Consider the following 23599-nt stretch of genomic DNA (forward strand, 5'->3'; position numbering starts at 1 on the left):
CTTTTATTATATAAACCCTTTTGGTTTCATGTCAATGTTATCGGTATAAATATGATGGACAAGACATATCATGTACAAACCAACCTGAATGTAAAGGATGAGGGTGATGAGTCACAGAGCAGATGAAATTCGCAAAAGAATGGCGAAAAAAAGACGGAAAACGCCGGGAAACGGGGCAGACCGCTTTGATAGAACAAAGCCGCCCGCCTGGACAGCCTTTTCAGAGGATAAACCTGAAGAGTTTCCCCCATATAAGGGGAGTTCAACTCTGATCAATGGAAAGCATCCGCTTGTGAAAGCCGATGCGCTCATCATAAAATGCCTCCTGTCAGCGTGTCTCGTTCTTGTTTCTGCCATTGCCTACAAAGGCCAATTTGAACCTGTAAAACAGATAAAACCCGTGATCGGACAGGTTTTCTCAGAAGAATTTCAGTTTGCGGCCCTTGAGCATTGGTATCAATCAACGTTCGGACACCCGATTTCCCTATTTCAGCCGAAAAACGGCAAACAGACTGATCAATTAGAGGTAAACCAGGGGCTTGTCACCCCTGCGATGGGGAAAGTTCAGGAAAAATTTTCCGGTGAGGGAATTAAAGTGGAAACGGAAAGCGAAACGATTGAAAGCATGAAAGAGGGCTATGTCGTTGAAGTGGAAAAAAGCCCAGAAACTGGACTGACCGTTGTCATTCAGCATGCTGACAACAGCCATACTTACTACGGCCAGCTGAAAAAAGCGAATGTCGCTTTATACGATTTTGTCGACAAAGGAGCCAAGCTCGGAACGATTCAGCAAAATAAAGACCATAAAGGCGTCTATTATTTTGCGATCAAACAAGGAGAGGAATTTGTCGATCCGATACAGGTGATATCATTTGGTGAATAGATGGACAGAGCTCATCACAAAGCTTCATATTCATCCATTGCTATGGCTTGTGATGGCGCTCGGTTTAATGACCGGGCATGTAAAAGCATTATTTTGTTTAATGATCATTATTTTGATCCACGAGCTCGGCCATGCCGCCGCCGCCGTTTATTTTTCATGGAGAATCAAACGCATTTTTTTGCTTCCGTTTGGGGGAACGCTTGAGGTTGACGAGCATGGCAACAGACCATTGAAAGAAGAGCTTGCCGTCATTGCGGCGGGCCCGGTCCAGCATATCTGGCTTCAATTCGCAGTCTGGCTTTTGTCAGCCAATTCGCTGATTGAACCGAAAATGTTTGACATGTTCACATTTTACAACATGACGATCCTGCTTATTAATTTGTTCCCTGTCTGGCCGCTTGATGGGGGGAAATTGCTGTTTCTGCTCTTTTCGAAATATGTTCCGTATCAAAAAGCACAGCAACTGAGCCTGTCGGTATCGTGTTTCTTTTGCGCTGTATGTATCATTGCGGTGTTAGCGATTTCTCCTATGCAGCTGAGCGCCTGGGTGCTGCTCGTTTTTCTGGCCGTCTCCCTTTATCAGGAATACAGAAACAGGCATTACGCCCATATCCGTTTTCTGCTTGAGCGCTATTACGGGAAAGAGCGGGAAGTCCGCCGGCTTTCGCCGCTTACCGTTTGCGCAGATGAACAGATATACGATGTGATGCTGATGTTCAAAAGAGGCTGCAAGCACCCGATCATCGTCGAGAAAGACGGGGCAAAACTGAGCCAGCTTGATGAAAATGAAGTTCTTCACGCCTATTTTGCCGATAAGCGAACAACATCTTCAATGGAAGAGCTTCTTTTGGTTTATTGAGAAACTCATTGACATTCGGCTCTAATTTTGATATATTTTTTAATGTTATGGATGTAGCACCCGTGCTACAACCGCTCAGCACAGGTGTTAAGTGCTTTCTTAAGCCCCCTGTGACTGGCGAGTCTTAGTTTATTAGGAGGTGCAGAGATGTACGCAATTATTCAAACAGGCGGAAAACAAATCAAAGTTGAAGAAGGTCAAACAGTATACGTTGAAAAGCTTGCTGCTGAAGCTGGCGAAACAGTTACTTTTGACAATGTATTGTTTGTCGGCGGTGAAAACGTAAAAGTTGGCAACCCGACGGTTGAAGGTGCTACGGTAACAGGCAAGGTTGAAAAACAAGGCCGCGCTAAAAAAATTACCGTGTTTAAGTACAAGCCGAAGAAAAACCAACACAAAAAACAAGGTCATCGTCAGCCTTACACAAAAGTTGTCATTGAAAAAATCAACGCTTAAGGCGTGTAGGATATGATTCAAGCAACGATTACAAGATCCCGATCGAACAAAGACATTTTGTCCTTTGAAATGTCGGGGCACGCGAATTTTGCTGAACATGGACAGGATCTCGTTTGTGCAGGAGCATCGGCTGTTGCCATCGGGGCCATCAATGCGGTCATCAAGCTGACAGGCATTGACCCGGTTCTGGATCTTGGGGAAGATGGAGGATTTTTGTCTTTTGCATTCCCCGATGAGACGGATCAGGAAGCGAGGGAGAAAGCCCAGCTGCTTCTTGAAGGCATGCTCGTTTCCCTGCAAACCATCGAACGGGACTACAAAGGTTACCTAAAAGTAACCGAGAAAAGAATATAGGAGGTGAGTTACATGCTTAGACTAGATCTTCAGTTTTTCGCTTCTAAAAAAGGAGTAGGTTCAACAAAGAACGGACGTGACTCTGAGGCAAAGCGCCTTGGTGCTAAACGTGCTGACGGTCAATTCGTAACAGGCGGTTCCATCCTTTACCGTCAACGCGGAACAAAAATTTACCCAGGTGAAAACGTGGGCCGCGGCGGAGATGACACTCTATTTGCGAAAATCGACGGAACTGTTAAATTCGAACGTTTCGGCCGTGACCGCAAAAAAGTGAGCGTATATCCTGTAGCCTAACCTTTAAACGAAACTCCGGTCGTTCTTGACCGGAGTTTTTTACATAGACCACCATTTCCCATTTAAAACGCAAAAACACTGTCCGGCAGATGGCGACCGCCGCAGCAAAAGCCGGATCCCGCTCTGATTCTGCTTCGCTTAAAGCGATAAACGTGTTTCATTTATACAGCCTTCTCTGTTATAATTCAAAGTACAAACCGAATCAGACTCCTAAAAGAGAGACCAAACGATTGGGAGTGCCAAAATGGAAGAAATTTCGAAAAAACGAGAAAAGAATATGGATGATACGGCTTTGACCCATGAGCTCATCCACTTACTCAGCCATTCAAGACACGACTGGATGAATAAACTTCAATTGATTAAAGGAAACCTAACATTAAAGAAATATGACCGCGTGTTTGAAATCATTGACGAAGTGGTCATAGAAGCTCAGCATGAATCAAAGCTTTCAAACCTGAAAATACCGCGTTTTGCTTATGATTTGCTTACATTTAACTGGACGGCTCATTCACTGACTCTTGAATATGAGGTGATCGGGGAAGTCAGGGACCTTTCTGCCTATGATGAGAAACTTGTGATTCTCGCCAGAAAGCTGTTCCGGATTTTTGACGACTCCGTTTCCGAAGGCAGTGAGAATCATTTAACCTTTACGCTCCAGACGGATGGGCCTGACGGCAGTCTCGTCATCTACCTGGACTTTCACGGCGTCTTCACAAAGCTGACCGGTTTTGAAGAATTACACCAATCAGATGAAGATTTTTATCAAATCAAGCGGCTTGATGTTTCAGATCGGGAATGTCTTGCTGAAATCCATATCAAGTCATGCGGTTTTTGAAGGAATAGAACGGAGGACATTATGTTTGTTGATCAGGTAAAAGTATATGTTAAAGGCGGAGACGGAGGCAATGGAATGGTCGCTTTCCGCCGCGAAAAATATGTGCCTAAAGGCGGCCCCGCAGGCGGAGACGGCGGAAAAGGCGGAGATGTTGTTTTTAAAGTCGACGAAGGCCTGAGCACACTGATGGATTTTAGATATCAAAGGCATTTTAAGGCGCCGCGCGGAGAGCACGGAATGTCCAAAAATCAGCATGGCAGAAATGCGGATGATATGGTCGTTAAAGTTCCGCCGGGCACCGTTGTCATTGATGATGATACAAAACAGGTCATCGCCGATTTAACAGAGCATGGACAGGAAGCCGTCATTGCTAAGGGCGGCCGCGGCGGCCGTGGGAATACGCGGTTTGCCACGCCAGCAAATCCGGCTCCTCAGCTTTCAGAAAACGGCGAACCGGGCAAAGAGCGCTATGTCGTTCTTGAGTTGAAGGTTTTAGCCGATGTCGGGCTTGTCGGTTTTCCGAGCGTCGGAAAATCAACGCTTTTGTCTGTCGTTTCTTCGGCAAAGCCCAAAATCGCCGATTACCACTTTACGACGCTCGCCCCGAATCTGGGGATGGTTGAGACCGATGACGGCCGCAGCTTCGTGATGGCCGATCTGCCGGGACTGATCGAAGGGGCTCATGAGGGCGTTGGCCTCGGCCATCAATTCCTCAGACATATCGAGAGAACGCGTGTCATTGTTCATGTGATTGACATGTCCGGCCTTGAGGGACGTGATCCTTATGAGGATTATGTGACAATCAACAAGGAGCTTGAGCAGTATAATCTCAGGTTGACCGAACGGCCGCAGATCATTGTCGCCAATAAAATGGACATGCCTGAGGCGGAAGAAAATCTCAAGGCGTTTAAAGAAAAGCTGACAGATGATCATCCCGTTTTTCCGATCAGCGCGATTACAAAACAAGGATTGCGGGATCTGCTGTTTGAAATCGCCGACCGCCTGGAAACAACACCGGAATTTCCTCTTTACGATGAGGAAGAACTCACCGAAAACAGAGTCATGTACAAATTGGAAGAGGAAGAGGCGCCATTTGAAATTACACGTGACCCTGACGGCACCTTCGTTCTGACGGGGGCCAAGCTAGAACGCTTATTTAAAATGACTGATTTTTCAAGGGACGAATCTGTCAAGCGGTTTGCCAGACAGCTTCGCGGAATGGGCGTTGATGACGCCTTGCGCGCGCGGGGAGCAAAAGACGGGGATATCATCCGTCTCATGGAGTTTGAATTTGAATTCATTGACTGATCATGCCGGAGAGTTTGCCATTGCAGACTCTCCGCATGTTAACTGTTAGAACGCTTTTTTAGGATACAGGGTTTTTTAAAAGGAGAGAAAAGTCAGTGAAAGAGGAGACCTTTTATCTTGTCAGGGAAGACGTACTGCCTGAAGCGATGCGGAAAACGCTTGAGGTTAAAAAGCTGATCGAACGGAAGAAAGCCGAATCTGTAGCTGAAGCCGTCCAAAAAGTCGATTTGAGCAGAAGTGCTTTTTACAAGTACAGGGATGCGGTGTTTCCTTTTTATACAATGGTCAAGGAACAAATCATTACGCTTTTTTTTCATTTGGAAGACCGTTCGGGCACATTGTCCCACCTGCTTCAGGTCGTCGCCGAATCGGGCTGCAACGTTCTGTCGATTCACCAGACCATCCCCCTACAGGGAAGGGCGAATGTCACATTATCCGTCAGTACGAGGGGAATGGTCGGAAATGTTGATTTGCTGATGAACAAATTAAGAAAGCTGGAATTCGTAGAAAAGGTCGAAATACTAGGTTCGGGCGCTTAAGGGAGAGAAGTGTATATACTATGAATATGAAAGTCGGTTATTTAGGTCCAGAAGCTACATTTACCCATTTGGCCGTCTGCTCTTGTTTCGCAGACGCCAATCAGCAAGCATATAATACAATACCTGCCTGCATGGACGCAGCCATGAACGGTGAAATCGATCTGGCTGTCGTTCCCCTGGAAAATGCGATCGAAGGATCGGTCAACCTGACAATCGATTATTTGATACATGAACAGCCGCTTTATATTGTCGGGGAAATCACGGCGCCGATCCGCCAGCATTTGCTTGTCCATCCTTCGAGAAAAGAAGAATGGGAGGATATCGAGAAAATTTATTCCCATTCACATGCGATTGCGCAGTGCCATAAATTTTTGCACGGCCAGTTTGAGTCTGTTCCGTTTGAATATGCCACTTCAACGGGAGCCGCTGCAAAATATGTAAGCGAAAACCCTGGAAAAAACATCGCGGTGATCGCCAATGAAATGGCGGCGAAAACATATGAATTAGACATTGTAAAACGGGATATTCATGATTATGAACATAATCATACCAGATTTGTGATGCTCCATCCGGATCAACATACTTCCATTCAAGTCAATCCCGAATTGGCAGCAAGACCGAAGACCACATTGATGGTGACGCTTCCTTCAGACAGATCAGGGGCGCTTCATCAAGTGCTGTCCGCGTTTGCCTGGAGAAATTTGAATCTTTCCAAAATTGAATCCAGGCCGACAAAAACCGGGCTTGGAAATTATTTTTTTATTATTGATATTGAAATGGCGTTAGACGAGGTTTTGATCCCTGGTGCTGCAGCAGAGCTTGAAGCATTGGGCTGCAAAGTAAAGATGCTCGGGACTTACTATGCGTATACAATATAATGAAAAAGGTCCTTTGCCGTCATGGCAGAGGACCTTTTGTTTTTGCCTTATTCGGGAATTAAGATGCCCGCTTTTTTCAGAGCGTCACAAACTTGGTCAATTTTCTCTTCATCATCTGCCACCAGGGTGTGAAGGTGTATGCCGTTTGTCAGCTGTGACAGGTAAGCGGCTTTTGTGGACGAGATTTTTTTCACAAAATCGGAGACTTCCTTTCTCGTGCTAACTCTGATCGATGCAGTTAGATCACCGTATACGGGATGCTCGATCGTGACATCTTGAACCGTCACTCCAAAATCGACAATCATGTTCAGCTCTTCTTCCGTTCTGCCGGGTTCGTGATCGCAGGCGATGATGCGCTTGACCGGCTGTTTATCGGCCGTTTGCGTCCGCAAATACATATATCCTTGGCTTGTGGCTATAATCGGTTCATTTTTGGCTTTTAATAAAGAAATATCCTGCACAATCACCTGTCTTGAAACCGCAGCTTTTTTCGCCAGCTCGCCGCCGGTTAGAGGCGCCTCTGATTCTTTCAGCCAAGCGAGCAGCCGTTCGCGGCGCTCACTTCCCGTGAGTTTTACTCCGTCTGTCAATCCGATGGTCTCCTTTCTCATGATTCATAGCTTCAAATACATCCAACAATTGATCGATGTGTTCTTTGGATGTGTCAGATCCGAAGGAAATGCGGATGAATTGAAGAGCCTGTTCCCTTTGGATGCGAAGGGCCTTCATCGTGTTTGACGGCTCATGATAGCCGGCGGAACACGCGCTCCCCGTTGAAATACAAATTCCCCGCCTGTTACATTCCAGCATAACATATTGTCCTTCATAGGAATGAAAAAAACAACCCAAAATATGCGGAAGCACTTGAAGCTGAGGCGAATCCGGGACCGCAGAGGAAATCGGAAGCCGCCGCTCCCGTAAACCGCGGAAAAAATACGAGCGCAGCTTTTGGTGTTTTTCCAAAACGGCGTCCATGCCGCTGACCGTCCGTTCTGCTGCTGTGATAAAAGCGCCGATTCCAGGTACGTTGACGGTTCCGCTTCGAAAGCCGTTCTCATGCAGTGTGCCTGGATAGGCCGGTTTCCAGTTTACGCCAGGGCGGATATAAACAGCGCCAGTGCCTTTAGGTCCGTAGACTTTATGGCTTGACACAGATAAAGCGTCGACACCAAGCTGTTCAACGCTGACGGGAATTTTGGCAAATGTCTGAACGGCGTCGCTATGCAGAAGGACATCCCGTTCATGCAAAAAGGCGGACAATTCGGCGAGCGGCTGGATGACTCCTGTTTCTGAATTGGCGTGCTGGATCGAAACAAGCCCAGTATCAGGGCGGAGGTGCCGTTTTAAAATATCGGTTGTGATGATCCCGGAAGCATCGGGTTTCATCACGCCAACCTCATAGCCCAGCTCCGCCAGATACCGCTTCAAAATATGCATGGATTGATGCTCCATTTCCGTCATTAAAAAATGGCGTTTCCCTGAAGGGAGGCCTTTCAAGATCGATTGGACGGCCAAGAAATTAGACTCCGTACCCCCGCTCGTAAAATAAATACCTTCTGCCTCACCTGACATCATCTCTGCCAGCTTCATACGGCAGTAATGCAAAATGCTTTCCGATGTTCCGCCCGCATCATGCAGGCTGCTTGAATTGCCGTAAACTTCAGTGCTGAGCTTTTGAAACGCTTGAACGGCCTCCCGTAAGACAGGGGTTGCCGCTGCATAGTCAAGATAAATCACCATGTTTAGACTCCCATTCTGTAAAAAATACTTGAGTTTATTTTATCTATATGTAAATATAGGTGTCAAGACACATGTAAATTCACAGGGGGAATCATCATGTCATGTCAGACCATTATTGTCGTCGGAGCCGGAGCGGCTGCGCTGTCTTTTGCTGCGGCAATGCCGCCTTCATATGAAGTCATTGTTATTACGAAAGAATCTGTGCATGACAGCAATTCGACACTTGCTCAAGGCGGTATTGCCACGTCTATAATGCCGGAGGACTCCATTGTTCAGCATGCAGAGGATACATTATACGCCGGCTGCGGCCACAATCATGTAGAAACGGTCAATGATGCCATTGTTGACGGACATCGGCTCGTTCATGAGCTGATCAGCCAAGCGTTCCCATTTGACAAAGACCAGCAAGGGCGCCTCAGGCTTGGAAAAGAGGGGGCGCACTCGGCCAACCGGATTTTGCATGCCGGCGGAGATGCGACAGGAAGAATGCTGATTCGTCATTTAGCCGACAAGCTCGGTTCGAATGTCGTGCTGAAGGAGTATGAAGCCGCTGCTGATTTATGGATCGAAAATGGCTGCTGTGCGGGCGTCTGGACAAAAGATAGCACGGGAGAGGTTCGCTTGAGAAAAGCGGATGGTGTTGTGCTGGCTACGGGAGGATGCGGAAACCTTTTTCAAATGCATACGAATGACCGCTCGGTGACAAGCGACGGGCTTTCACTTGCATACCGAGCCGGGGCCGAACTGACCGATTTGGAGTTTGTTCAGTTTCACCCCACACTTCTCGTGAAGAAAGGGCTTGCCCTCGGTCTTGTTTCAGAGGCTGTGCGCGGGGAAGGCGCCGTCCTGATAGATGAAAACGGAAAGAGGGTCATGGAAGGGGTGCATCCTATGAAGGATTTGGCGCCCCGCGACATTGTATCAAGAGCGATTCATCATAAACAGAAAGCCGGGAGCCGTATATTTTTGGATATCACGAGCATACCGGACTTTACCCAGCGGTTTCCGACGATTTCTAGTCTCTGTGATAAAGCGGGAATCTCAATCGAACAAGGGCGGCTTCCCGTATCGCCGGGGATGCACTTTTTAATGGGCGGGGTATCTGTCAACAGGTGGGGAGAAACGGCCGTTCCACATCTTTATGTCGTCGGGGAAGCGGCATGTACGGGATTTCACGGTGCCAACCGGCTGGCAAGCAATTCTCTTCTGGAATGTCTTGTTTACGGAAAAAGAGCGGCAGAACGGATACAAACAATGAAACACAGAATGCCCCTCAGCGGAAAAGCGCCAAAACCGGAAGAGATTGTATTTTCCGTCCCTGAATGCAGCTTGGAGGACATCCAGAAAAACATGACGGCTCATGTTTCAATGATCCGCTCAGAAGCCGAACTGCGGAATGTGAGAAATTGGCTTGAAGAGATGCCGGTTCAGCGTATAAATGTGAAGGATATCACAAAAGCAGAGCTTGAATTGGCGCATTCGTGGCAGACGGCCAAGCTGATGACAGACTCAGCTCTTCTTCGGACAGAAAGCAGGGGGGGGCATTTCCGTTCAGATTTTCCTGCAAGAGATGATGCAAACTGGAAAGGAAAACAAATCGTCCATTCAAAAGGACGGATCGCGATAAGACACAACGAAGGGATTGTGAATCATGCAGCAGCTCATGCTTAAGCACATGCTTGAACATTTTTTCAAAGAAGACATCGGCTGGGGAGATCTCACTTCACAGGCCGTTTTTAGTGAAGACCATATATGCGAGGCTGCCATTTCTGCCAAGGAAAACGGCGTGTTTGCAGGGGCGATGGTCATAAAGGAAGGATTCGCCCTGATCGATCAAAAAATCGCCGTTGACATCAATAAAAAAGATGGTGAACCTGTTGCAACAGGAGAAGTGATCGCCCGCCTCAAAGGTCCTGCGGCTTCCCTTTTGACAGGTGAACGGGTCGTTCTGAACCTCATCCAACGAATGTCGGGAATCGCCACGCTGACGAAGCGGTCGGTGATGCGGCTAAATGATCCCGATATCAGGATATGCGATACAAGGAAGACGACTCCCGGCCTCCGCATGCTTGAAAAATACGCCGTCAAAATAGGAGGAGGCTTTAACCACCGTTTTGGACTGGACGGCGGCATCATGATCAAGGATAACCATATTGCGGCCTGCGGTTCAATCGGAAAAGCGGTGGAAAAAGCGCGGGCAGCCTGTGGGCACATGGTCAAGATTGAAGTGGAAATCGAGTCTGAGAAAGAGCTCGCAGAGGCGGTCGAAGCAGGGGCCGATATCATTATGTTTGACAACTGTCCTCCGGAGACGGTTCGGCGATTTTCGGATATGACGCCTCCCGGCATTATAACGGAAGCCTCTGGCGGCATATCGTTCGAAAACCTGCCGGCGTACAGGGGGACGGGGGTTGATTATATTTCTCTAGGCTATTTAACACATTCGGCAAAGGCCGTTGATTTTAGCATGAATGTCAATTTGAACAAAATGATCGGATTGGAGAGGTAACAGATGTCTATTGTAAACTTGATCAATCATACGAACGGAAGCATGATGCCCGAGTATTATAAAAAGCTCGCCGAAGAAGACATGAAGGAAAGGATTCGGCGAATCAAAAAAAAATACGGGGAAAAGCTGTTTATCCCCGGTCATCATTATCAAAAAGACGAAGTCATCCAATTTGCGGATGCAACAGGGGATTCGCTCCAGCTCGCCCAAGTGGCCCAGCAAAATAAAAAAGCAGAATACATTGTGTTTTGCGGCGTACACTTTATGGCGGAAACCGCAGATATGCTGACGGCAAAAGAACAGGTCGTCGTTTTGCCTGATATGAGAGCGGGGTGTTCAATGGCCGACATGGCCAATATGCGGCAAACAAACCGGGCGTGGGAAGAGCTGACAAAACGATTCGGCGACACGATTATTCCGCTGACATATGTGAATTCAACCGCCGAGATTAAAGCTTTTACCGGCAGAAACGGGGGAGCGGCGGTCACATCGTCAAATGCGAAACACATTCTGACATGGGCGCTCACGCAAAAGGAGAGGATTTTATTTCTTCCCGATCAGCATCTCGGACGCAATACTGCGTATGATCTCGGCATTCCCCTCAGCCGGATGGCGGTATGGGACCCTATTGAAGAAGAGCTGCTGTATGATGGTGATCTTCAAGATGTGAAGGTCATTCTATGGAAAGGGCATTGCTCAGTCCATGAAAAATTTACCGTCAGCAATATCAAAAATGTAAAAGAACGCGATCCCGGCATCAATGTCATTGTGCACCCGGAATGCACACACGAGGTCGTGATGCTCAGCGATTTCAGCGGGTCGACAAAAAAAATCATTGATACCATCAGTAAAGCGGAGCCGGGAAGCAAATGGGCGATTGGGACAGAGATGAATCTTGTGCAAAGAATCATCAAGAGACATCCTGACAAACAAATCGAATCTCTCAATCCGGATATGTGTCCATGTTTGACGATGAACCGAATCGATCTGCCTCATTTATTATGGTCTTTGGAGCAGATTGATAAAGGTGAACCGGCAGGCGTCATAAAGGTCGAAGAAGCCGTTGCAAAAGATGCCGTCGCCTCTCTTAACAGGATGCTCGGCATCAGTTAACAAAAAGAACAAGTTTTTATCATAACCCCTCCTGCCGCCGCATAAATTTGTGAGGAAACATATTTGTTATTCTAATGCGTTCGTTCACGTTTTTGCATAGGAGGGGAAAACGTTGAAAATCCATATTGTCCAAAAGGGCGACTCTCTAGAAAAAATTGCAGAACGATACAATGTTGACTTTCAGGAACTGAAAAAACTGAATTCTCAGCTGAGCAACCCCGATCTCATCATGCCCGGAATGAAAATAAAAGTGCCGTCAGGGGGAGTGCCGGTCAAAAAAGAAGAACAGCTCAATATGCGGAAGGAGCCGCCTAAAAAGAAGGAATTGCCCAAAAAAACGGAACTTCCAAAAAAAACGGAGTTTCCAAAAAAACAGGAGCATCCTTTTGCAAACGAAAAGCCTAAAGGGAAGATCGACATTGAAGATACAAAGCCAAAAGAAAAGCCTTCGACTCCTTATGTTCCGCCTGTCCCCAATTTAGGCCAGCCGGGGCTGCCCGAAGGCGACATTTCCAATCTATATCATAGCGTAAATCAGCTCCATCAGCCGTTCGTACCTCCAACACCTTATGAACATCAAGAGAAAACGCCAAATTTGCATTTTCCATGGACAAATAAGGAGGAGAGTAATATGGAAAACGTCAATTATCCGAACATTCCGCAGCCGCCGCAAACAGGCGGAGCAGGTGAGGAAAACAAACAGTTTCACGGAGTGCCGAATGTAGCTCCCGTTTCATATCATCCTCATCCTCACCATTATCCATTTTATCCCGGATGTTTAATTCCTGTTTCCCCTGTATTGCCGGGTTCAGGTTTATGCTATCCATGGTATCCTTACCCTGCTCATATGCCTTATATGCACCATATGCACCACATGCATCATCCTGGCTATGTATCTCCGGCTGAATATGACGGAGACGATGACGATGATATGGACTACGATAATATGGGGCATGATAATGCAGGCCATCATCAATATCCATACCATCAACAGCCGATTACGGCACCGGCCTTTATGCAGGCTCAGGCGCCGTACCCTAACCAGGCATACCCTGGATATGCACCGCCTAATGCCGGGCATGCGGGTAAGCCAAACATGGGGCATGGTGATGATGACTGCGGATGCGGACCTGATTTTAAAGGCGGATATCCAGGCGGCGCGCCATATGGACAAATGCCGCAAATGGGCAGCCCTTACGGCATGGGAGGATACGGCCAGCAGCAGCCGTCAGGCGGTCAAATGTTTAACAGACCTGAAGAAGACGAAGACTGATGTGACACGGGACGATGAAACATCGTTCCTTTTTTTAATGTTGCTTTTTTCAAAACGCTTCATACCCAAAAATGTTCGCTTCCATTGTCTATAACTGTCAAGGGTATCTCCCCGGATCCCGCACATCCTAAAAAAGAGCATGATGCTCAAAAATCAGCGGTTTTCACGGGGGGTTCTACCATTGGATAAGAAGCTGAAAGTGTTCTCAGGCATTTTACTTTTAACGGCTGGTCTTTCAGCATGCGGCTATAACGATGCTGCAGATACGAGAAACAATACCCGTCCAATCGGATATTATTCAAATAACGCAGATCGTGATGCCGGTGACGGCCCTGTAACGGATATGCTTGAAAACATGAACGGAAGAAACGGCACAACAAACGTAGCAAATGACGATCGGGTTCCGACAGGAGACGGAACGTACAGCAGGGGAGATATGAACTATCATAACCATCTGGTCAATACGGCTAACACGGGATATGATAGACCGCAAAACCGCAAAATCTCAAGAAATATTACCGAGCGCGTTAATAAAATGGATCATATTAATGAAAGCCAGGCCGTTGTGACCGATGAGACGGTAATCATCGCGGTGCGCGCCGACAGAAGGCTGACAGATGATGATAAAAGACAAATTCGAAAAACAGCCAAGGATTTTGCGGGTAACCGCAGAGTTCAAATTGCTGCTGACGACGGCACATTCACAAGGCTTCGGGAAATGAATGACGATCCTCAAAATGTAAGAGACCGCGGGGACGCTACAAACAATAATCTGAACCGCTTGCGGAACCAATAAGCCGAAATTGCCGGGCGTAATCCCGGCAATTTTGCCATTTTCTTTACAAAAGCGGCCCGAAACGTATAAAGTGATACATAGAGACGAGAATTTTTTTGGAGGTAGAAAGATATGGCTGGCCATTCTAAATGGAAAAACATTCAGAGACGCAAAAATGCTCAGGATGCAAAACGAGGCAAAATCTTTATGAAGCTTGCCAAAGAAATTTATGTTGCGGCAAGGGAGGGCGGACCTGACCCGGAATCAAACGCAAGCTTGCGCCTCGTCATCGACAAAGCCAAAAATGCAAACATGCCGAACGACAATATTGACCGGGCCATCAAAAAAGCGGCCGGAAACCAGGACGGCAGCAATTATGAGGAAATTACATATGAAGGCTACGGTCCTGCCGGTGTGGCTGTCATGGTCAAATGTTTAACAGATAATAAAAACCGGATAGCGACAAACGTCAGAACCGCATTCAGCAAAAACGGCGGAAGCCTTGGAGAAACGGGCTGCGTTTCTTATATGTTCAACCGGAAAGGATACATTGTCATCGAGCGTGAAGAGCTTGAGACAGACGAAGAGGAATTCATGCTGGAGGTCATTGATTTAGGCGCAGACGAGCTTGAAACGAGCGATGAGCTGTTTGAGATTTATACAGAACCGGAACAATTTGAGGGTGTCAAAAAGGGGCTTGAAGAACGGGGGTATCAGGCGGCTACAGCAGAAATCACGATGATTCCGCAAACATATGCCGAAGTTGATGAAGCGGTTCAGGAAAAAATCGAAAAACTCGTTGATGCGCTTGAAGATGATGATGACGTTCAGGAAGTATATACAAACGTTCACTAAAAAAAGGGACGCCATTGCAAGGGGGCGTCCTTTCTTATGTTTTCACACATTTAGAGGCCGTCTCAATCTGCTGCGGAGACAAGATTTTTTTTTGATCATATAGTAATGAAGAAGACTTGGCAAAATGAAAGGGGGATATAACAAATGGCTGAAAAGCATGAAAACGAAAAACAAGGACTATCGCTGAATGCAGGCCAGCTGGACGCTGAGACGGCTCAAGTCATTGAAAAAGTCAACCATCTGATTTCCGGCTTTGGGCAATCCATTTTTGAATTGGTAAAGGAGAACAGTAACATCAATTTAAGCGAAGCTGATTTGACAAACAGCGAAAATACGGAGATGAACCAAGCCATTCAAAATATCATCAACGATTATATCCAAAATATCAACAGCCTGAATTCCGAGCTGGGTGGAAAGATCGCTAATTCAATTACCGGAACGATTTCACAGAAAGAAAACAACTAAGACCGTTGACCTTGGTTTGTCGGCAAAGCTGCAACAGCCTTGTCGACATTTTTCTACATATGCACCTTTTGACTAAATGCTTTTTTTCATGCCGCAGCGCCGGCATTCCCGCAAAAATTGGCCGTTTTTTACAGAACTTTTAAAGAGCGTGTAATCACAATTGTCACAGCGGCCATGATGCATATCCGGATATTGATTGTAGTCGTAAACAATTGTCAAATCATACCCTTTTGTTTCATATTCTGGTTCTATCATATTATTCACCTGCTCTTTTATCATCAGGTAATAGGATAACAGAAGGAGATGAAAAATGAAATACGCCATGATATATCGATGATCTCAGTTTGGCATCTTTTTTTATCAAACCGTATACCCCTTTTCTGGAAAAACGGATTCGCTTCAGGGCACATGCGTTTTTAGAAAAAAACTGCTTCCTTCTGGACATTTTCCTATCGGCTTTTCTTCTTAACATTTATATATCTTTCAATCTATTGAAAAAGTAGTGTTTTAATAAAAAACTTAAAATTTTTATTTTTTATCAAACTTATTCATAATTGAATGCGTAATATGGAAAGCGTAAAATAACTGTGTCACAAAAAAGCAAAAAAAGCATATAACAGACAGGCGTGGCGGACATGCCTATACCTGTAAGATAAGATGCAAAAGGGGAAGAAAAACATGAAGAAGAAGGTGTTCATCTACTTGGTGATCGCAGCCGTGATGATTAACGGCGTATACAGGTGGGCGGAAAAAACGTCCAGATATGAATATCAGCGCCAAGCCGGCGACAGGTATACCAGTTTTGAGGAACTGAAAGCGCATGAGAAAGACAGCTATAATATCGACTATCATGAAGAAGCCGGAAGCGACTGTCTCATTTTTTCTCCCCACGGAGGAAGAATTGAAGGGGGGGTCAGCGAGCTTGTCCGCGCTTTTAACGATGATTTTTCAACGTATTTATTTGAAGGGAGAAAAGCTGAAAACAATTCGGATCTGCACATTACAAGCACAAATTTTGATGAGCCTCTGGCAATGCAAAAAATAAAAGAACACCGCTATACGATCGCGTTCCACGGTTATTCGGGAGACCGCCCGCATACCTTGGTCGGCGGGACGGACAGAAGGCTGGCAAAAGCCATTGTCAGATCTCTTAAAAAATCAGACTTTTCAGCAGAGCTGGTGAAAGTGGACGGCAAATTTGCCGGAACAGATTCCGAGAATATCAACAACGAAAGCCAAACCGGTTTAAGCGTGCAGCTGGAAATCAGCACGGCGCAAAGAGAAGATTTTTTTGAAGATTTTTCCTACAAAGAAAGAGAAGATACAAAAACACGGAAGTTTTATCGATATGTCCGTGCGGTTCGAAAGGTATTGGAAGACAAATGTTAAGGCGCAAGCTTTTTTTATCATTCCTGAGGAAAAACATGTTATTCTATGATTGATCTGCCACATCAAAAAGGGGGAATTCGAAAATGGCACGCAAAAACAGCATCATTCAGGAATTTTTATCACACCGCACAGTGACGGAAGAACTGATTCAAAAAATTGACGAAAAACATCTGGATTACAAACCGACTGAAACGTCAATGTCTGCGAAAGAATTGGCTGTTCATATTCTCGATTCTTTTTATAAGTTTGCTTTAACGGCCAAGGAAGGGAACGCCGGCGCGTTCAAACAGAAGGCGGAAGTGCCGGACACAAGCCTTGCCGATCTTGCGAAAACGTATACCGAGAAAACGAACCAGCTGCTCGAATCTTTTACTGATGATGAATTGGAGCGTGAAATCGACCTGACGACGACATTTGGCATGAAAGTGACCGCTGAACAGCTTATTCAGTTTGCGATCGGCCATGAGATTCACCACAAAGGCAACCTGTTTGTCTATGTGCGTGAAATGGGACATACCGACCTGCCTTTATATGTTAAAATCCGCTGATCTGCAAAAAAACGCAGTCATAAAGAATACGATAGCGGCATGGTGTGCACATTATGGATAAAACCTAAAGGAGGATGCCATGATGAATACACAGCGCGCTCAGGAAATCGTAGAATCTCCGGTGATGGTTGATGTCACTTACAACGGCAAGCAAATTTATATTCAGCATGTCGATCAGCAGAATGAAACCGCCCGAATTTATCCGCTCGGCCAGCCTGAAAATGAACAGGAAGTGCCGCTGGCGAGCTTGAAAGAGCATTAAGAGAAACCCCTTCGTATAGGAGGGGATTTTTTTATGGACATGCTCTTATTGAGTGAAGTATTCAAGTTTATTTTTAGAATTTTACTGGCGATTGAAAAATCATGTAAAGTCACTGACGCCGATCTGCCGATAAAAAGAGGATGTAAAATGGCTTTCATTTTCTTGATCATTTCAATGCTCGCGCTCGGAGCCGCTTTCGCAACGTTTTTTTATATGATGTTAAATAACGGCTTAAAAGGGGCGCTTGACTTGTCCAAAAGGCCGGTGGGATTCATGGCCGGGGCATTTTTGTTTTATATCGCGGCGTTTGTCCTTTTCATCATCGCCCAGTGAATCAAAAAACACTCGCATCACACGAGTGTTTTTTGATTAGTTGATGATTTTTACAATCCCTCTGACAGCCCACCTCAGCAAATAAAACAAAGGCTCAATCAGATCCACAAAGGAGAAAAAATCCCACTTGTCATCACTTTGTTTGTTTTTCTTCTTTTTTCGCAATCCCGCCTCTCCTTTCACAAAAGGTATACGGCACAAATGGCTGCGGGGTTTCATAAAAAATGCGTTTTTATCTTCGACTTCCGGCTTTTAAGAAAGAAATTTGTTTTTTCTGGCGGCCCATTGTTTTTGCAGCCAGCTTCTTTTATAAAGAAAAGAGATCATTTCCATCCATAATTTAGGGAGCTTTTGCGGGAATCCGTTTTTTTTATAAAAAATTTGATAAGCTGTTTTTAAGTCATCCCACTGTGTGCATTCTTTCGTTTGCAAAAATCTGGCGACATCGATGACTTTTATTTGCCCGGAAGGCGTCAGTATCAGATTGCGCAGATGGATGTCAGACGGATTCAGCCCCCTGCGCCGCGCGTCGTTTAACGCGCGGTCCACCTCCTTGATCATGTCATCCTGAATGGGGATCCCTTTATTGAGACACTCATAAAATGTATGTCCTTGAATATATTCCATTAGAATATACGAATGTCCCGTCTCATAAATATCGGGATAATAAGAAGAATCGGACAGCTTTTTGTATATTTCCGCTTCTTTTTCAGCGGTTTTTCTAAACTCGGGAAAAAAGACCTTCAGCGCCATTTCCCTCCCCTGATCGGTCAGCTTAAACACATAAGCGCTTCGTCCTTTCCCGATGAGTTCTATTTCATCGGGCTTTTTGACAAGCTTGTTAAATCTTTTTTTCGTGTTATATATAACGGCTTCTGCATAAGTTTTTGCCTTTGTCACGCCTGAGTTCACCTTCTTTTTAAGGGCTCTTAAAGAATCTCTATAATGTTGTTTATACATGAGATTGGACGATTTTGCATCCTAAATGCCTGAAACAATATGAATCGCTAAAAAAAGTAATAATTGTAAACGGATTGTAAAGCGATTGTCTCATCAAAAAACTGCGGCCTCCGGCGGCGGCATTCGCTCATTTTCATATGAGAAACTGCGGGAAATGGTTAATTTCCAACGGCGTTGGTCACACTATGAGTAAAATCGTGAAGGCAAAAAGAAGGTGATATTGATGAACAGCCGAAAAGTGAGGAAGAAAAACGGGTTTTTACTGCTTTGCAGCTTGTCTCTGGCTGCCGTTTTCAGCTTTCAGCAGAGTGCTGCCGCAGCCGAACCGGCCCCCGATAAAAAGCCGGCTAAAGTTCACATTCAGTTTGAAAAAGTGTATTTGGACGGTGATGTTGGAATTGAAAACCGGGAAGTCACCATTGGCAAAGTGGAGGATTTCAAAGTCGCTTACAAAGGATGGCAGCTTATTGATCATAAAAAGAATTTCATGTTGTTTCGCAAGCAGGTCGATGACATCTCTCCTCTCAGCAAAACAAACGGCTATATCGGCGTGACGGAAGACGGCGTTATTTCGACGTTTCACGGACGCCCGGGAATTTTATCTGAACCGATTCAATCCTTTTTCCAGATTGATATAAAACGCCTTGAAAGCCGGATGGCCGATGATCTCAAGAAAGGCATTCCATACCGTACGAAAAAGGAATTTGAACATGTCATTGAGGCAGTAAAATCGTCCGGAAACCGGCATCATTTGAAGGATATGAAGACATGACGCAGTTATGTCTTTTTTTAAGTGTAAAAAAGATTTGATCATCGGTACGTGCGTTTGCTGCTGAGCGAACATATGTTAACTTTTTCATTCTAGCTTTGCCTGTTTTATGTTACAATGAAGAGCAGTCAAAGAGGTGAATGAACGTTGATCGAATTTGTTAAGGGGACCATTGAATATGTATCGCCCCAGTATATCGTGATTGAAAACGGCGGAATCGGATACCAGGTCTTTACCCCGAATCCATTTATTTATAAAGAAAAAAGCAAAGAAACAATTTATACATACCATTACATAAAAGAAGACGCGTCTTCCCTGTACGGATTTTCGGCAAGGGAAGAAAGAATGCTGTTTGCAAAACTGCTTGATGTGACGGGAATCGGCCCGAAAGGAGCGCTTGCCATCCTTGCTTCCGGCGATCCCGGGGCGGTTATTGAAGCGATTGAAAATGAGGACGAAGCATTTCTGGTCAAATTCCCCGGTGTGGGCAAAAAAACAGCCAGACAGATCATTCTCGACTTGAAAGGAAAATTGGCGGATGCCGTCCCAACAATGGCGGCGAGCCTGTTCAACCATGAGGAGCGGGAGCAGGCGCATGAAGCTTCAACCGCGCTCGAGGAAGCGCTTGAAGCTTTAAGCGCGCTCGGCTACTCTGACCGCGAAATTAAAAAAGTGCTGCCTCACTTGAAAAAAGAAGAGGCGCTCTCAACGGATCAATATGTCAAAAAAGCACTGCAAAAACTATTAAAGTAAGGTGATGTTCATGGATGATCGGCTTGTATCAAGTGAACTAGACAACCATGAATCAGCGATTGAGCAGAGTTTGCGGCCGCAAAAGCTCGCTCAGTACATCGGCCAGGAAAAGGTCAAAGATAACCTCAGAATCTTCATCGAAGCTGCGAAAATGAGGGAGGAGACATTGGACCATGTCCTCTTATACGGCCCTCCCGGATTGGGGAAAACGACGCTTGCCGCAATCATCGCCAATGAAATGGGTGTAAACATCCGCACGACATCGGGGCCCGCGATCGAACGCCCCGGCGATTTGGCGGCGATTCTGACGGCGCTTGAGCCGGGAGACGTATTATTTATTGACGAAATCCACCGTCTGCACCGCTCGATCGAAGAAGTCCTGTATCCGGCGATGGAAGATTTCTGCCTTGATATCGTCATCGGAAAAGGTCCGTCAGCCCGCTCCGTCAGGCTGGATCTTCCGCCTTTCACGCTCGTCGGCGCAACTACAAGAGTAGGGCTTTTGACGGCGCCGCTCAGAGACAGGTTTGGCGTTTTGTCAAGGCTTGAGTATTATAACCAGGACGAGCTGTCAAACATCGTCGTCAGAACGGCAGAGCTGTTTGAAGTTGATATTGACCCGCTCTCCGCCCGGGAAATCGCAAGACGGTCAAGGGGCACACCGCGAATTGCCAACAGACTCTTAAGGCGGGTCAGAGATTTTGCCCAGGTGCTTGGCAACAGCTCCATTACGGAAGAGGTAGCGGTTGATGCGCTTGAGCGCCTTCAAGTGGACAGACTCGGGCTCGACCATATTGACCGTAAGCTTTTATTGGGCATGATTGAAAAATTTGGCGGCGGCCCCGTCGGCATCGATACGATTTCCGCCACGATCGGCGAGGAATCCCATACGATTGAAGATGTGTATGAGCCTTATCTTCTCCAGATCGGCTTTATTCAAAGGACGCCGCGGGGACGCATTGTAACCCCTGATGTTTACAGCCATTTTAAAATGGAGGTTCCAAAGCCATGACTGACTTTCCAAAGATGCTGATGCTTTTAGGCGCTGTCATTTTTGCCGTCGGTTTATTCATGCAAGTCATCGGCAAACTGCCGGGAGACATTTTTGTAAAAAAAGGGAATGTGACATTTTTCTTTCCGGTTGTCACGTGTATTGTCATCAGTATCATCCTGTCCGTGCTGTTCTCAATCTTCGGACGGATGAAGTAAGATCAAAGTATACAGATAGAATAAGGTGAAAAACATGAAAGTAGAATTATTTGATTTTGACCTGCCGGAGCGTCTGATTGCCCAGGTTCCGCTTAAAGAACGGGACGCTTCCCGGCTGATGGTGCTTAATAAACAAACGGGGGACATCACCCACAGCACCTTTAAGCACATCATTGATTTTATGCAGGCGGGCGACTGTCTCGTGCTGAACGATACGCGGGTTCTCCCTGCACGCTTATTCGGCATTAAAGAAGAGACAGGTGCCAAGGTCGAAGTGCTCCTGTTAAAACAGGAGGAAGGCGACATCTGGGAGACGCTCGTCAAACCTGCCAAGCGGGTGAAGCGGGGCACCGTTCTTACGTTCGGTGACGGACGTCTTACAGCAGTCTGCACAGAAGAGCTCGACCACGGCGGAAGAAAAATCGAGTTCCGCTATGAAGGGATTTTCTACGAGGTGCTTGAATCCCTCGGCGAAATGCCGCTGCCTCCTTATATCAAAGAACAGCTCGATGATAAGGAGCGCTACCAGACGGTATATTCCAAGAAACAAGGATCAGCGGCTGCGCCTACGGCCGGGCTGCATTTTACGGAAGAAATACTTGAAGCGCTCAAACAAAAAGGCGTGGAGATTGCATTTATCACCCTTCATGTCGGACTCGGAACATTCCGGCCTGTCAGCGCGGAACATGTGGAAGAGCATGATATGCATGCCGAGTTTTATGAAATGACGGAAGAAACGGCCGCGATTCTTAACCGCGTCAAAGATAGCGGGGGGCGGATCATTTCCGTCGGCACGACTTCGACGAGAACCCTGGAAACGATCGCTTCTGAGAATGACGGCCGTTTCAGGGAAGCGAGAGGCTGGACGTCTATTTTTATTTATCCGGGCTATACGTTCAAGGCGATAGACGGGATGGTTACGAACTTTCATCTGCCGAAATCCTCGCTTATCATGCTTGTCAGCGCGCTTGCGGGAAGGGAGCACATCCTTTCCGCCTATCGAACCGCCGTTGAACACGAATACCGGTTTTTCAGTTTTGGAGATGCAATGTTGATTCAATAAATTTTTAAAACGAATGGAGGGCTCATCTTTTGTCGCAGCAACCGATACGCTATGAGTTCATAAAAGCATGTAAACAAACAGGAGCAAGGCTGGGGAAAGTGCACACACCCCACGGCTCATTCGAAACCCCGGCGTTTATGCCGGTGGGAACGCTCGCAACGGTCAAGACAATGGCGCCTGAAGAGCTGAAAGAAATGGGCGCCGGCATTATTTTGAGCAATACGTACCACCTTTGGCTCAGACCGGGCCACGAGATCGTCAAAGAAGCGGGCGGCCTTCACAAGTTTATGAATTGGGATCGCGCGATTTTGACCGATTCGGGAGGCTTCCAGGTATTTTCTTTGAGCGAATTCCGCAAGATTGAAGAGGAAGGCGTTCATTTCCGCAATCATTTAAATGGGGACAAATTGTTTTTATCTCCAGAGAAGGCGATGGATATTCAAAACGCTCTCGGATCTGATATCATGATGGCTTTTGACGAGTGCCCTCCTTATCCTGCGGAGTACGATTATATGAAAAAATCTGTTGAACGGACGAGCCGCTGGGCAGAGAGATGCCTTGCCGCCCATAAACGCCCTGATGAACAGGGGCTGTTCGGAATCGTGCAGGGCGGCGAATATGAAGATTTGCGAAAACAAAGCGCAAAAGACTTGATTTCACTGGATTTCCCGGGATATGCTATAGGTGGACTATCTGTGGGTGAACCGAAGGACGTGATGAACAGGGTACTGGAATTTACGATGCCTTTGCTTCCTGCGGATAAACCTCGGTATTTGATGGGAGTGGGCTCGCCTGATTCCCTCATTGACGGTGCGATCCGCGGAGTGGACATGTTTGACTGCGTGCTGCCGACCAGAATCGCGCGCAACGGAACGCTCATGACAAGCGAAGGGCGTCTCGTCGTCAAAAATGCCAAGTATGAAAGGGATTTCAGGCCAATTGACGAACATTGCGACTGCTATACGTGCCGCAACTATTCACGGGCGTATATCAGACATTTGATCCGCTGCAATGAAACGTTTGGAATTCACCTAACTTCTTATCATAATCTTTATTTTCTGTTAAAATTAATGGGGCAAGTCAGAGAGGCCATTCGTGAAGATCGTTTAGGTGATTTCCGGGAAGAGTTTTTTGAGCGCTATGGGTTTAATAAACCGAATGCTAAAAGTTTCTGACA

At 46.3% G+C, this 23599-nt stretch carries 30 protein-coding genes and 1 other annotated feature; of the genes, 26 read left to right on the forward strand and 4 right to left on the reverse strand.

Annotated elements, in window-relative coordinates:
* Positions 1-106 precede the first annotated feature (106 nt).
* The 9 genes from BTR1S_RS16340 to pheA all read left to right on the forward strand — a co-directional run bounded on the left by BTR1S_RS16340 (position 107) and on the right by pheA (position 6406).
* Positions 107-883 (forward strand): peptidoglycan DD-metalloendopeptidase family protein, encoded by a 777-nt coding sequence (locus BTR1S_RS16340; RefSeq protein ID WP_006637848.1) that lies wholly within the window; start codon positions 107-109, stop codon positions 881-883.
* A complete protein-coding gene (locus tag BTR1S_RS16345) occupies positions 876-1742 on the forward strand; it encodes a M50 family metallopeptidase (protein ID WP_029419251.1) in 867 nt (288 codons plus the stop codon). The genes BTR1S_RS16340 and BTR1S_RS16345 overlap by 8 nt, the downstream gene beginning before the upstream one ends.
* Before the next feature lie 59 nt (positions 1743-1801).
* Positions 1802-1877: a sequence feature (ribosomal protein L21 leader region), on the forward strand.
* A gap of 12 nt (positions 1878-1889) precedes the next feature.
* The gene (gene rplU, locus BTR1S_RS16350; RefSeq protein WP_006637846.1) at positions 1890-2198 is read left to right on the forward strand and encodes a 50S ribosomal protein L21; all 309 of its coding nucleotides are present in this window, start codon (positions 1890-1892) and stop codon (positions 2196-2198) included.
* A 12-nt stretch (positions 2199-2210) separates the two neighbouring features.
* Entirely contained in the window at positions 2211-2552 is a 342-nt protein-coding gene (locus BTR1S_RS16355; RefSeq protein WP_029419252.1) for a ribosomal-processing cysteine protease Prp, read from the forward strand.
* A gap of 12 nt (positions 2553-2564) precedes the next feature.
* Entirely contained in the window at positions 2565-2846 is a 282-nt protein-coding gene (rpmA, locus tag BTR1S_RS16360) for a 50S ribosomal protein L27 (protein WP_006637844.1), read from the forward strand.
* Between the two features lie 244 nt (positions 2847-3090).
* The gene (locus tag BTR1S_RS16365; RefSeq protein WP_006637843.1) at positions 3091-3681 is read left to right on the forward strand and encodes a sporulation initiation phosphotransferase B; all 591 of its coding nucleotides are present in this window, start codon (positions 3091-3093) and stop codon (positions 3679-3681) included.
* A gap of 21 nt (positions 3682-3702) precedes the next feature.
* Entirely contained in the window at positions 3703-4989 is a 1287-nt protein-coding gene (gene obgE / locus BTR1S_RS16370) for a GTPase ObgE (RefSeq protein ID WP_006637842.1), read from the forward strand.
* 95 nt (positions 4990-5084) lie between these two features.
* A complete protein-coding gene (gene thrR / locus BTR1S_RS16375; protein WP_006637841.1) occupies positions 5085-5528 on the forward strand; it encodes a transcriptional regulator ThrR in 444 nt (147 codons plus the stop codon).
* Positions 5529-5554: 26 nt separating this feature from the next.
* A complete protein-coding gene (gene pheA, locus BTR1S_RS16380; protein WP_006637840.1) occupies positions 5555-6406 on the forward strand; it encodes a prephenate dehydratase in 852 nt (283 codons plus the stop codon).
* A 47-nt stretch (positions 6407-6453) separates the two neighbouring features.
* Here the strand turns inward: pheA and BTR1S_RS16385 are convergent, their stop codons facing one another.
* Both BTR1S_RS16385 and BTR1S_RS16390 read right to left on the reverse strand, forming a co-directional pair.
* A complete protein-coding gene (locus tag BTR1S_RS16385; protein ID WP_006637839.1) occupies positions 6454-6996 on the reverse strand; it encodes a transcription repressor NadR in 543 nt (180 codons plus the stop codon).
* Positions 6965-8143, reverse strand: a complete 1179-nt coding sequence (locus tag BTR1S_RS16390) for an IscS subfamily cysteine desulfurase (protein WP_006637838.1) — start codon at positions 8141-8143, stop codon at positions 6965-6967. The genes BTR1S_RS16385 and BTR1S_RS16390 overlap by 32 nt, the downstream gene beginning before the upstream one ends.
* A 99-nt stretch (positions 8144-8242) precedes the next feature.
* On the opposite strand from BTR1S_RS16390, the gene nadB reads away from it, so the two are divergent.
* The 7 genes from nadB (at position 8243) to BTR1S_RS16425 (ending at position 15136) form a co-directional block, all read left to right on the forward strand.
* Positions 8243-9817, forward strand: a complete 1575-nt coding sequence (gene nadB, locus BTR1S_RS16395) for an L-aspartate oxidase (RefSeq protein WP_029419253.1) — start codon at positions 8243-8245, stop codon at positions 9815-9817.
* On the forward strand, positions 9798-10655 hold the full coding sequence (gene nadC / locus BTR1S_RS16400) for a carboxylating nicotinate-nucleotide diphosphorylase (protein ID WP_006637836.1): 858 nt from the start codon (positions 9798-9800) through the stop codon (positions 10653-10655). The genes nadB and nadC overlap by 20 nt, the downstream gene beginning before the upstream one ends.
* Positions 10656-10658: 3 nt before the next feature.
* On the forward strand, positions 10659-11768 hold the full coding sequence (gene nadA, locus BTR1S_RS16405; protein WP_029419254.1) for a quinolinate synthase NadA: 1110 nt from the start codon (positions 10659-10661) through the stop codon (positions 11766-11768).
* A 112-nt stretch (positions 11769-11880) separates the two neighbouring features.
* Complete coding sequence (safA, locus tag BTR1S_RS16410; protein ID WP_006637834.1) at positions 11881-13041, forward strand: SafA/ExsA family spore coat assembly protein; 1161 nt, start codon at positions 11881-11883, stop codon at positions 13039-13041.
* 181 nt (positions 13042-13222) lie between these two features.
* The gene (locus BTR1S_RS16415) at positions 13223-13837 is read left to right on the forward strand and encodes a YhcN/YlaJ family sporulation lipoprotein (RefSeq protein WP_029419255.1); all 615 of its coding nucleotides are present in this window, start codon (positions 13223-13225) and stop codon (positions 13835-13837) included.
* A gap of 111 nt (positions 13838-13948) precedes the next feature.
* Positions 13949-14671, forward strand: a complete 723-nt coding sequence (locus BTR1S_RS16420; RefSeq protein ID WP_029419256.1) for a YebC/PmpR family DNA-binding transcriptional regulator — start codon at positions 13949-13951, stop codon at positions 14669-14671.
* Between the two features lie 144 nt (positions 14672-14815).
* Positions 14816-15136, forward strand: a complete 321-nt coding sequence (locus tag BTR1S_RS16425) for a hypothetical protein (protein ID WP_006637831.1) — start codon at positions 14816-14818, stop codon at positions 15134-15136.
* 72 nt (positions 15137-15208) lie between these two features.
* On the opposite strand, the gene BTR1S_RS16430 is transcribed toward BTR1S_RS16425, so the two are convergent.
* The gene (locus BTR1S_RS16430; RefSeq protein ID WP_006637830.1) at positions 15209-15391 is read right to left on the reverse strand and encodes a DUF8096 family protein; all 183 of its coding nucleotides are present in this window, start codon (positions 15389-15391) and stop codon (positions 15209-15211) included.
* Positions 15392-15814: 423 nt separating this feature from the next.
* Between BTR1S_RS16430 and BTR1S_RS16440 the strand changes: the two genes are divergently transcribed.
* The 4 genes from BTR1S_RS16440 to BTR1S_RS23380 all read left to right on the forward strand — a co-directional run bounded on the left by BTR1S_RS16440 (position 15815) and on the right by BTR1S_RS23380 (position 17668).
* Positions 15815-16525 (forward strand): poly-gamma-glutamate hydrolase family protein, encoded by a 711-nt coding sequence (locus BTR1S_RS16440; RefSeq protein ID WP_006637828.1) that lies wholly within the window; start codon positions 15815-15817, stop codon positions 16523-16525.
* An 83-nt stretch (positions 16526-16608) separates the two neighbouring features.
* Positions 16609-17073 carry a DinB family protein gene (locus BTR1S_RS16445; RefSeq protein WP_006637827.1) on the forward strand — a complete coding sequence of 155 codons (465 nt, stop codon included), beginning with the start codon at positions 16609-16611 and terminating at the stop codon, positions 17071-17073.
* Positions 17074-17155: 82 nt separating this feature from the next.
* Positions 17156-17335: a small acid-soluble spore protein H gene (locus BTR1S_RS16450; protein ID WP_006637826.1), complete on the forward strand. Its 180-nt coding sequence runs from the start codon at positions 17156-17158 to the stop codon at positions 17333-17335.
* Between the two features lie 33 nt (positions 17336-17368).
* On the forward strand, positions 17369-17668 hold the full coding sequence (locus BTR1S_RS23380; RefSeq protein ID WP_006637825.1) for a hypothetical protein: 300 nt from the start codon (positions 17369-17371) through the stop codon (positions 17666-17668).
* A gap of 252 nt (positions 17669-17920) precedes the next feature.
* On the opposite strand, the gene BTR1S_RS16460 is transcribed toward BTR1S_RS23380, so the two are convergent.
* Positions 17921-18628, reverse strand: coding sequence for a protein kinase domain-containing protein (locus BTR1S_RS16460; protein WP_006637824.1), 708 nt, complete (start codon positions 18626-18628; stop codon positions 17921-17923).
* 223 nt (positions 18629-18851) lie between these two features.
* On the opposite strand from BTR1S_RS16460, the gene BTR1S_RS16465 reads away from it, so the two are divergent.
* The 6 genes from BTR1S_RS16465 (at position 18852) to tgt (ending at position 23597) form a co-directional block, all read left to right on the forward strand.
* The gene (locus BTR1S_RS16465; protein WP_006637823.1) at positions 18852-19400 is read left to right on the forward strand and encodes a BofC C-terminal domain-containing protein; all 549 of its coding nucleotides are present in this window, start codon (positions 18852-18854) and stop codon (positions 19398-19400) included.
* Between the two features lie 144 nt (positions 19401-19544).
* Complete coding sequence (gene ruvA / locus BTR1S_RS16470; RefSeq protein WP_006637822.1) at positions 19545-20150, forward strand: Holliday junction branch migration protein RuvA; 606 nt, start codon at positions 19545-19547, stop codon at positions 20148-20150.
* A 10-nt stretch (positions 20151-20160) separates the two neighbouring features.
* Complete coding sequence (ruvB, locus tag BTR1S_RS16475; protein WP_006637821.1) at positions 20161-21162, forward strand: Holliday junction branch migration DNA helicase RuvB; 1002 nt, start codon at positions 20161-20163, stop codon at positions 21160-21162.
* Positions 21159-21359, forward strand: a complete 201-nt coding sequence (locus BTR1S_RS16480; RefSeq protein ID WP_006637820.1) for a DUF2905 domain-containing protein — start codon at positions 21159-21161, stop codon at positions 21357-21359. The genes ruvB and BTR1S_RS16480 overlap by 4 nt, the downstream gene beginning before the upstream one ends.
* Positions 21360-21393: 34 nt before the next feature.
* Positions 21394-22422 (forward strand): tRNA preQ1(34) S-adenosylmethionine ribosyltransferase-isomerase QueA, encoded by a 1029-nt coding sequence (gene queA / locus BTR1S_RS16485; protein WP_006637819.1) that lies wholly within the window; start codon positions 21394-21396, stop codon positions 22420-22422.
* A 29-nt stretch (positions 22423-22451) separates the two neighbouring features.
* The gene (tgt, locus tag BTR1S_RS16490) at positions 22452-23597 is read left to right on the forward strand and encodes a tRNA guanosine(34) transglycosylase Tgt (protein WP_029419260.1); all 1146 of its coding nucleotides are present in this window, start codon (positions 22452-22454) and stop codon (positions 23595-23597) included.
* Positions 23598-23599: the final 2 nt, after the last annotated feature.

It is taken from the genome of Bacillus sonorensis NBRC 101234 = KCTC 13918, from assembly GCF_001592005.1.
GTDB lineage: Bacteria > Bacillota > Bacilli > Bacillales > Bacillaceae > Bacillus > Bacillus sonorensis.

What these genes read in the sequence shown, in the direction of transcription:
- BTR1S_RS16340 (WP_006637848.1), top strand. Translation starts at nt 107, where the DNA reads ATGAGTCACAGAGCAGATGAAATTCGCAAAAGAATGGCGAAAAAAAGA.
- rplU (WP_006637846.1), top strand. Translation starts at nt 1,890, where the DNA reads ATGTACGCAATTATTCAAACAGGCGGAAAACAAATCAAAGTTGAAGAA.
- BTR1S_RS16355 (WP_029419252.1), top strand. Translation starts at nt 2,211, where the DNA reads ATGATTCAAGCAACGATTACAAGATCCCGATCGAACAAAGACATTTTG.
- rpmA (WP_006637844.1), top strand. Translation starts at nt 2,565, where the DNA reads ATGCTTAGACTAGATCTTCAGTTTTTCGCTTCTAAAAAAGGAGTAGGT.
- BTR1S_RS16365 (WP_006637843.1), top strand. Translation starts at nt 3,091, where the DNA reads ATGGAAGAAATTTCGAAAAAACGAGAAAAGAATATGGATGATACGGCT.
- obgE (WP_006637842.1), top strand. Translation starts at nt 3,703, where the DNA reads ATGTTTGTTGATCAGGTAAAAGTATATGTTAAAGGCGGAGACGGAGGC.
- pheA (WP_006637840.1), top strand. Translation starts at nt 5,555, where the DNA reads ATGAAAGTCGGTTATTTAGGTCCAGAAGCTACATTTACCCATTTGGCC.
- nadB (WP_029419253.1), top strand. Translation starts at nt 8,243, where the DNA reads ATGTCATGTCAGACCATTATTGTCGTCGGAGCCGGAGCGGCTGCGCTG.
- nadC (WP_006637836.1), top strand. Translation starts at nt 9,798, where the DNA reads ATGCAGCAGCTCATGCTTAAGCACATGCTTGAACATTTTTTCAAAGAA.
- nadA (WP_029419254.1), top strand. Translation starts at nt 10,659, where the DNA reads ATGTCTATTGTAAACTTGATCAATCATACGAACGGAAGCATGATGCCC.
- BTR1S_RS16420 (WP_029419256.1), top strand. Translation starts at nt 13,949, where the DNA reads ATGGCTGGCCATTCTAAATGGAAAAACATTCAGAGACGCAAAAATGCT.
- BTR1S_RS16425 (WP_006637831.1), top strand. Translation starts at nt 14,816, where the DNA reads ATGGCTGAAAAGCATGAAAACGAAAAACAAGGACTATCGCTGAATGCA.
- BTR1S_RS16430 (WP_006637830.1), bottom strand. Translation starts at nt 15,391, where the DNA reads ATGATAGAACCAGAATATGAAACAAAAGGGTATGATTTGACAATTGTT.
- BTR1S_RS16440 (WP_006637828.1), top strand. Translation starts at nt 15,815, where the DNA reads ATGAAGAAGAAGGTGTTCATCTACTTGGTGATCGCAGCCGTGATGATT.
- BTR1S_RS16445 (WP_006637827.1), top strand. Translation starts at nt 16,609, where the DNA reads ATGGCACGCAAAAACAGCATCATTCAGGAATTTTTATCACACCGCACA.
- BTR1S_RS16450 (WP_006637826.1), top strand. Translation starts at nt 17,156, where the DNA reads ATGAATACACAGCGCGCTCAGGAAATCGTAGAATCTCCGGTGATGGTT.
- BTR1S_RS23380 (WP_006637825.1), top strand. Translation starts at nt 17,369, where the DNA reads ATGGACATGCTCTTATTGAGTGAAGTATTCAAGTTTATTTTTAGAATT.
- BTR1S_RS16460 (WP_006637824.1), bottom strand. Translation starts at nt 18,628, where the DNA reads ATGTATAAACAACATTATAGAGATTCTTTAAGAGCCCTTAAAAAGAAG.
- BTR1S_RS16465 (WP_006637823.1), top strand. Translation starts at nt 18,852, where the DNA reads ATGAACAGCCGAAAAGTGAGGAAGAAAAACGGGTTTTTACTGCTTTGC.
- ruvB (WP_006637821.1), top strand. Translation starts at nt 20,161, where the DNA reads ATGGATGATCGGCTTGTATCAAGTGAACTAGACAACCATGAATCAGCG.
- BTR1S_RS16480 (WP_006637820.1), top strand. Translation starts at nt 21,159, where the DNA reads ATGACTGACTTTCCAAAGATGCTGATGCTTTTAGGCGCTGTCATTTTT.
- queA (WP_006637819.1), top strand. Translation starts at nt 21,394, where the DNA reads ATGAAAGTAGAATTATTTGATTTTGACCTGCCGGAGCGTCTGATTGCC.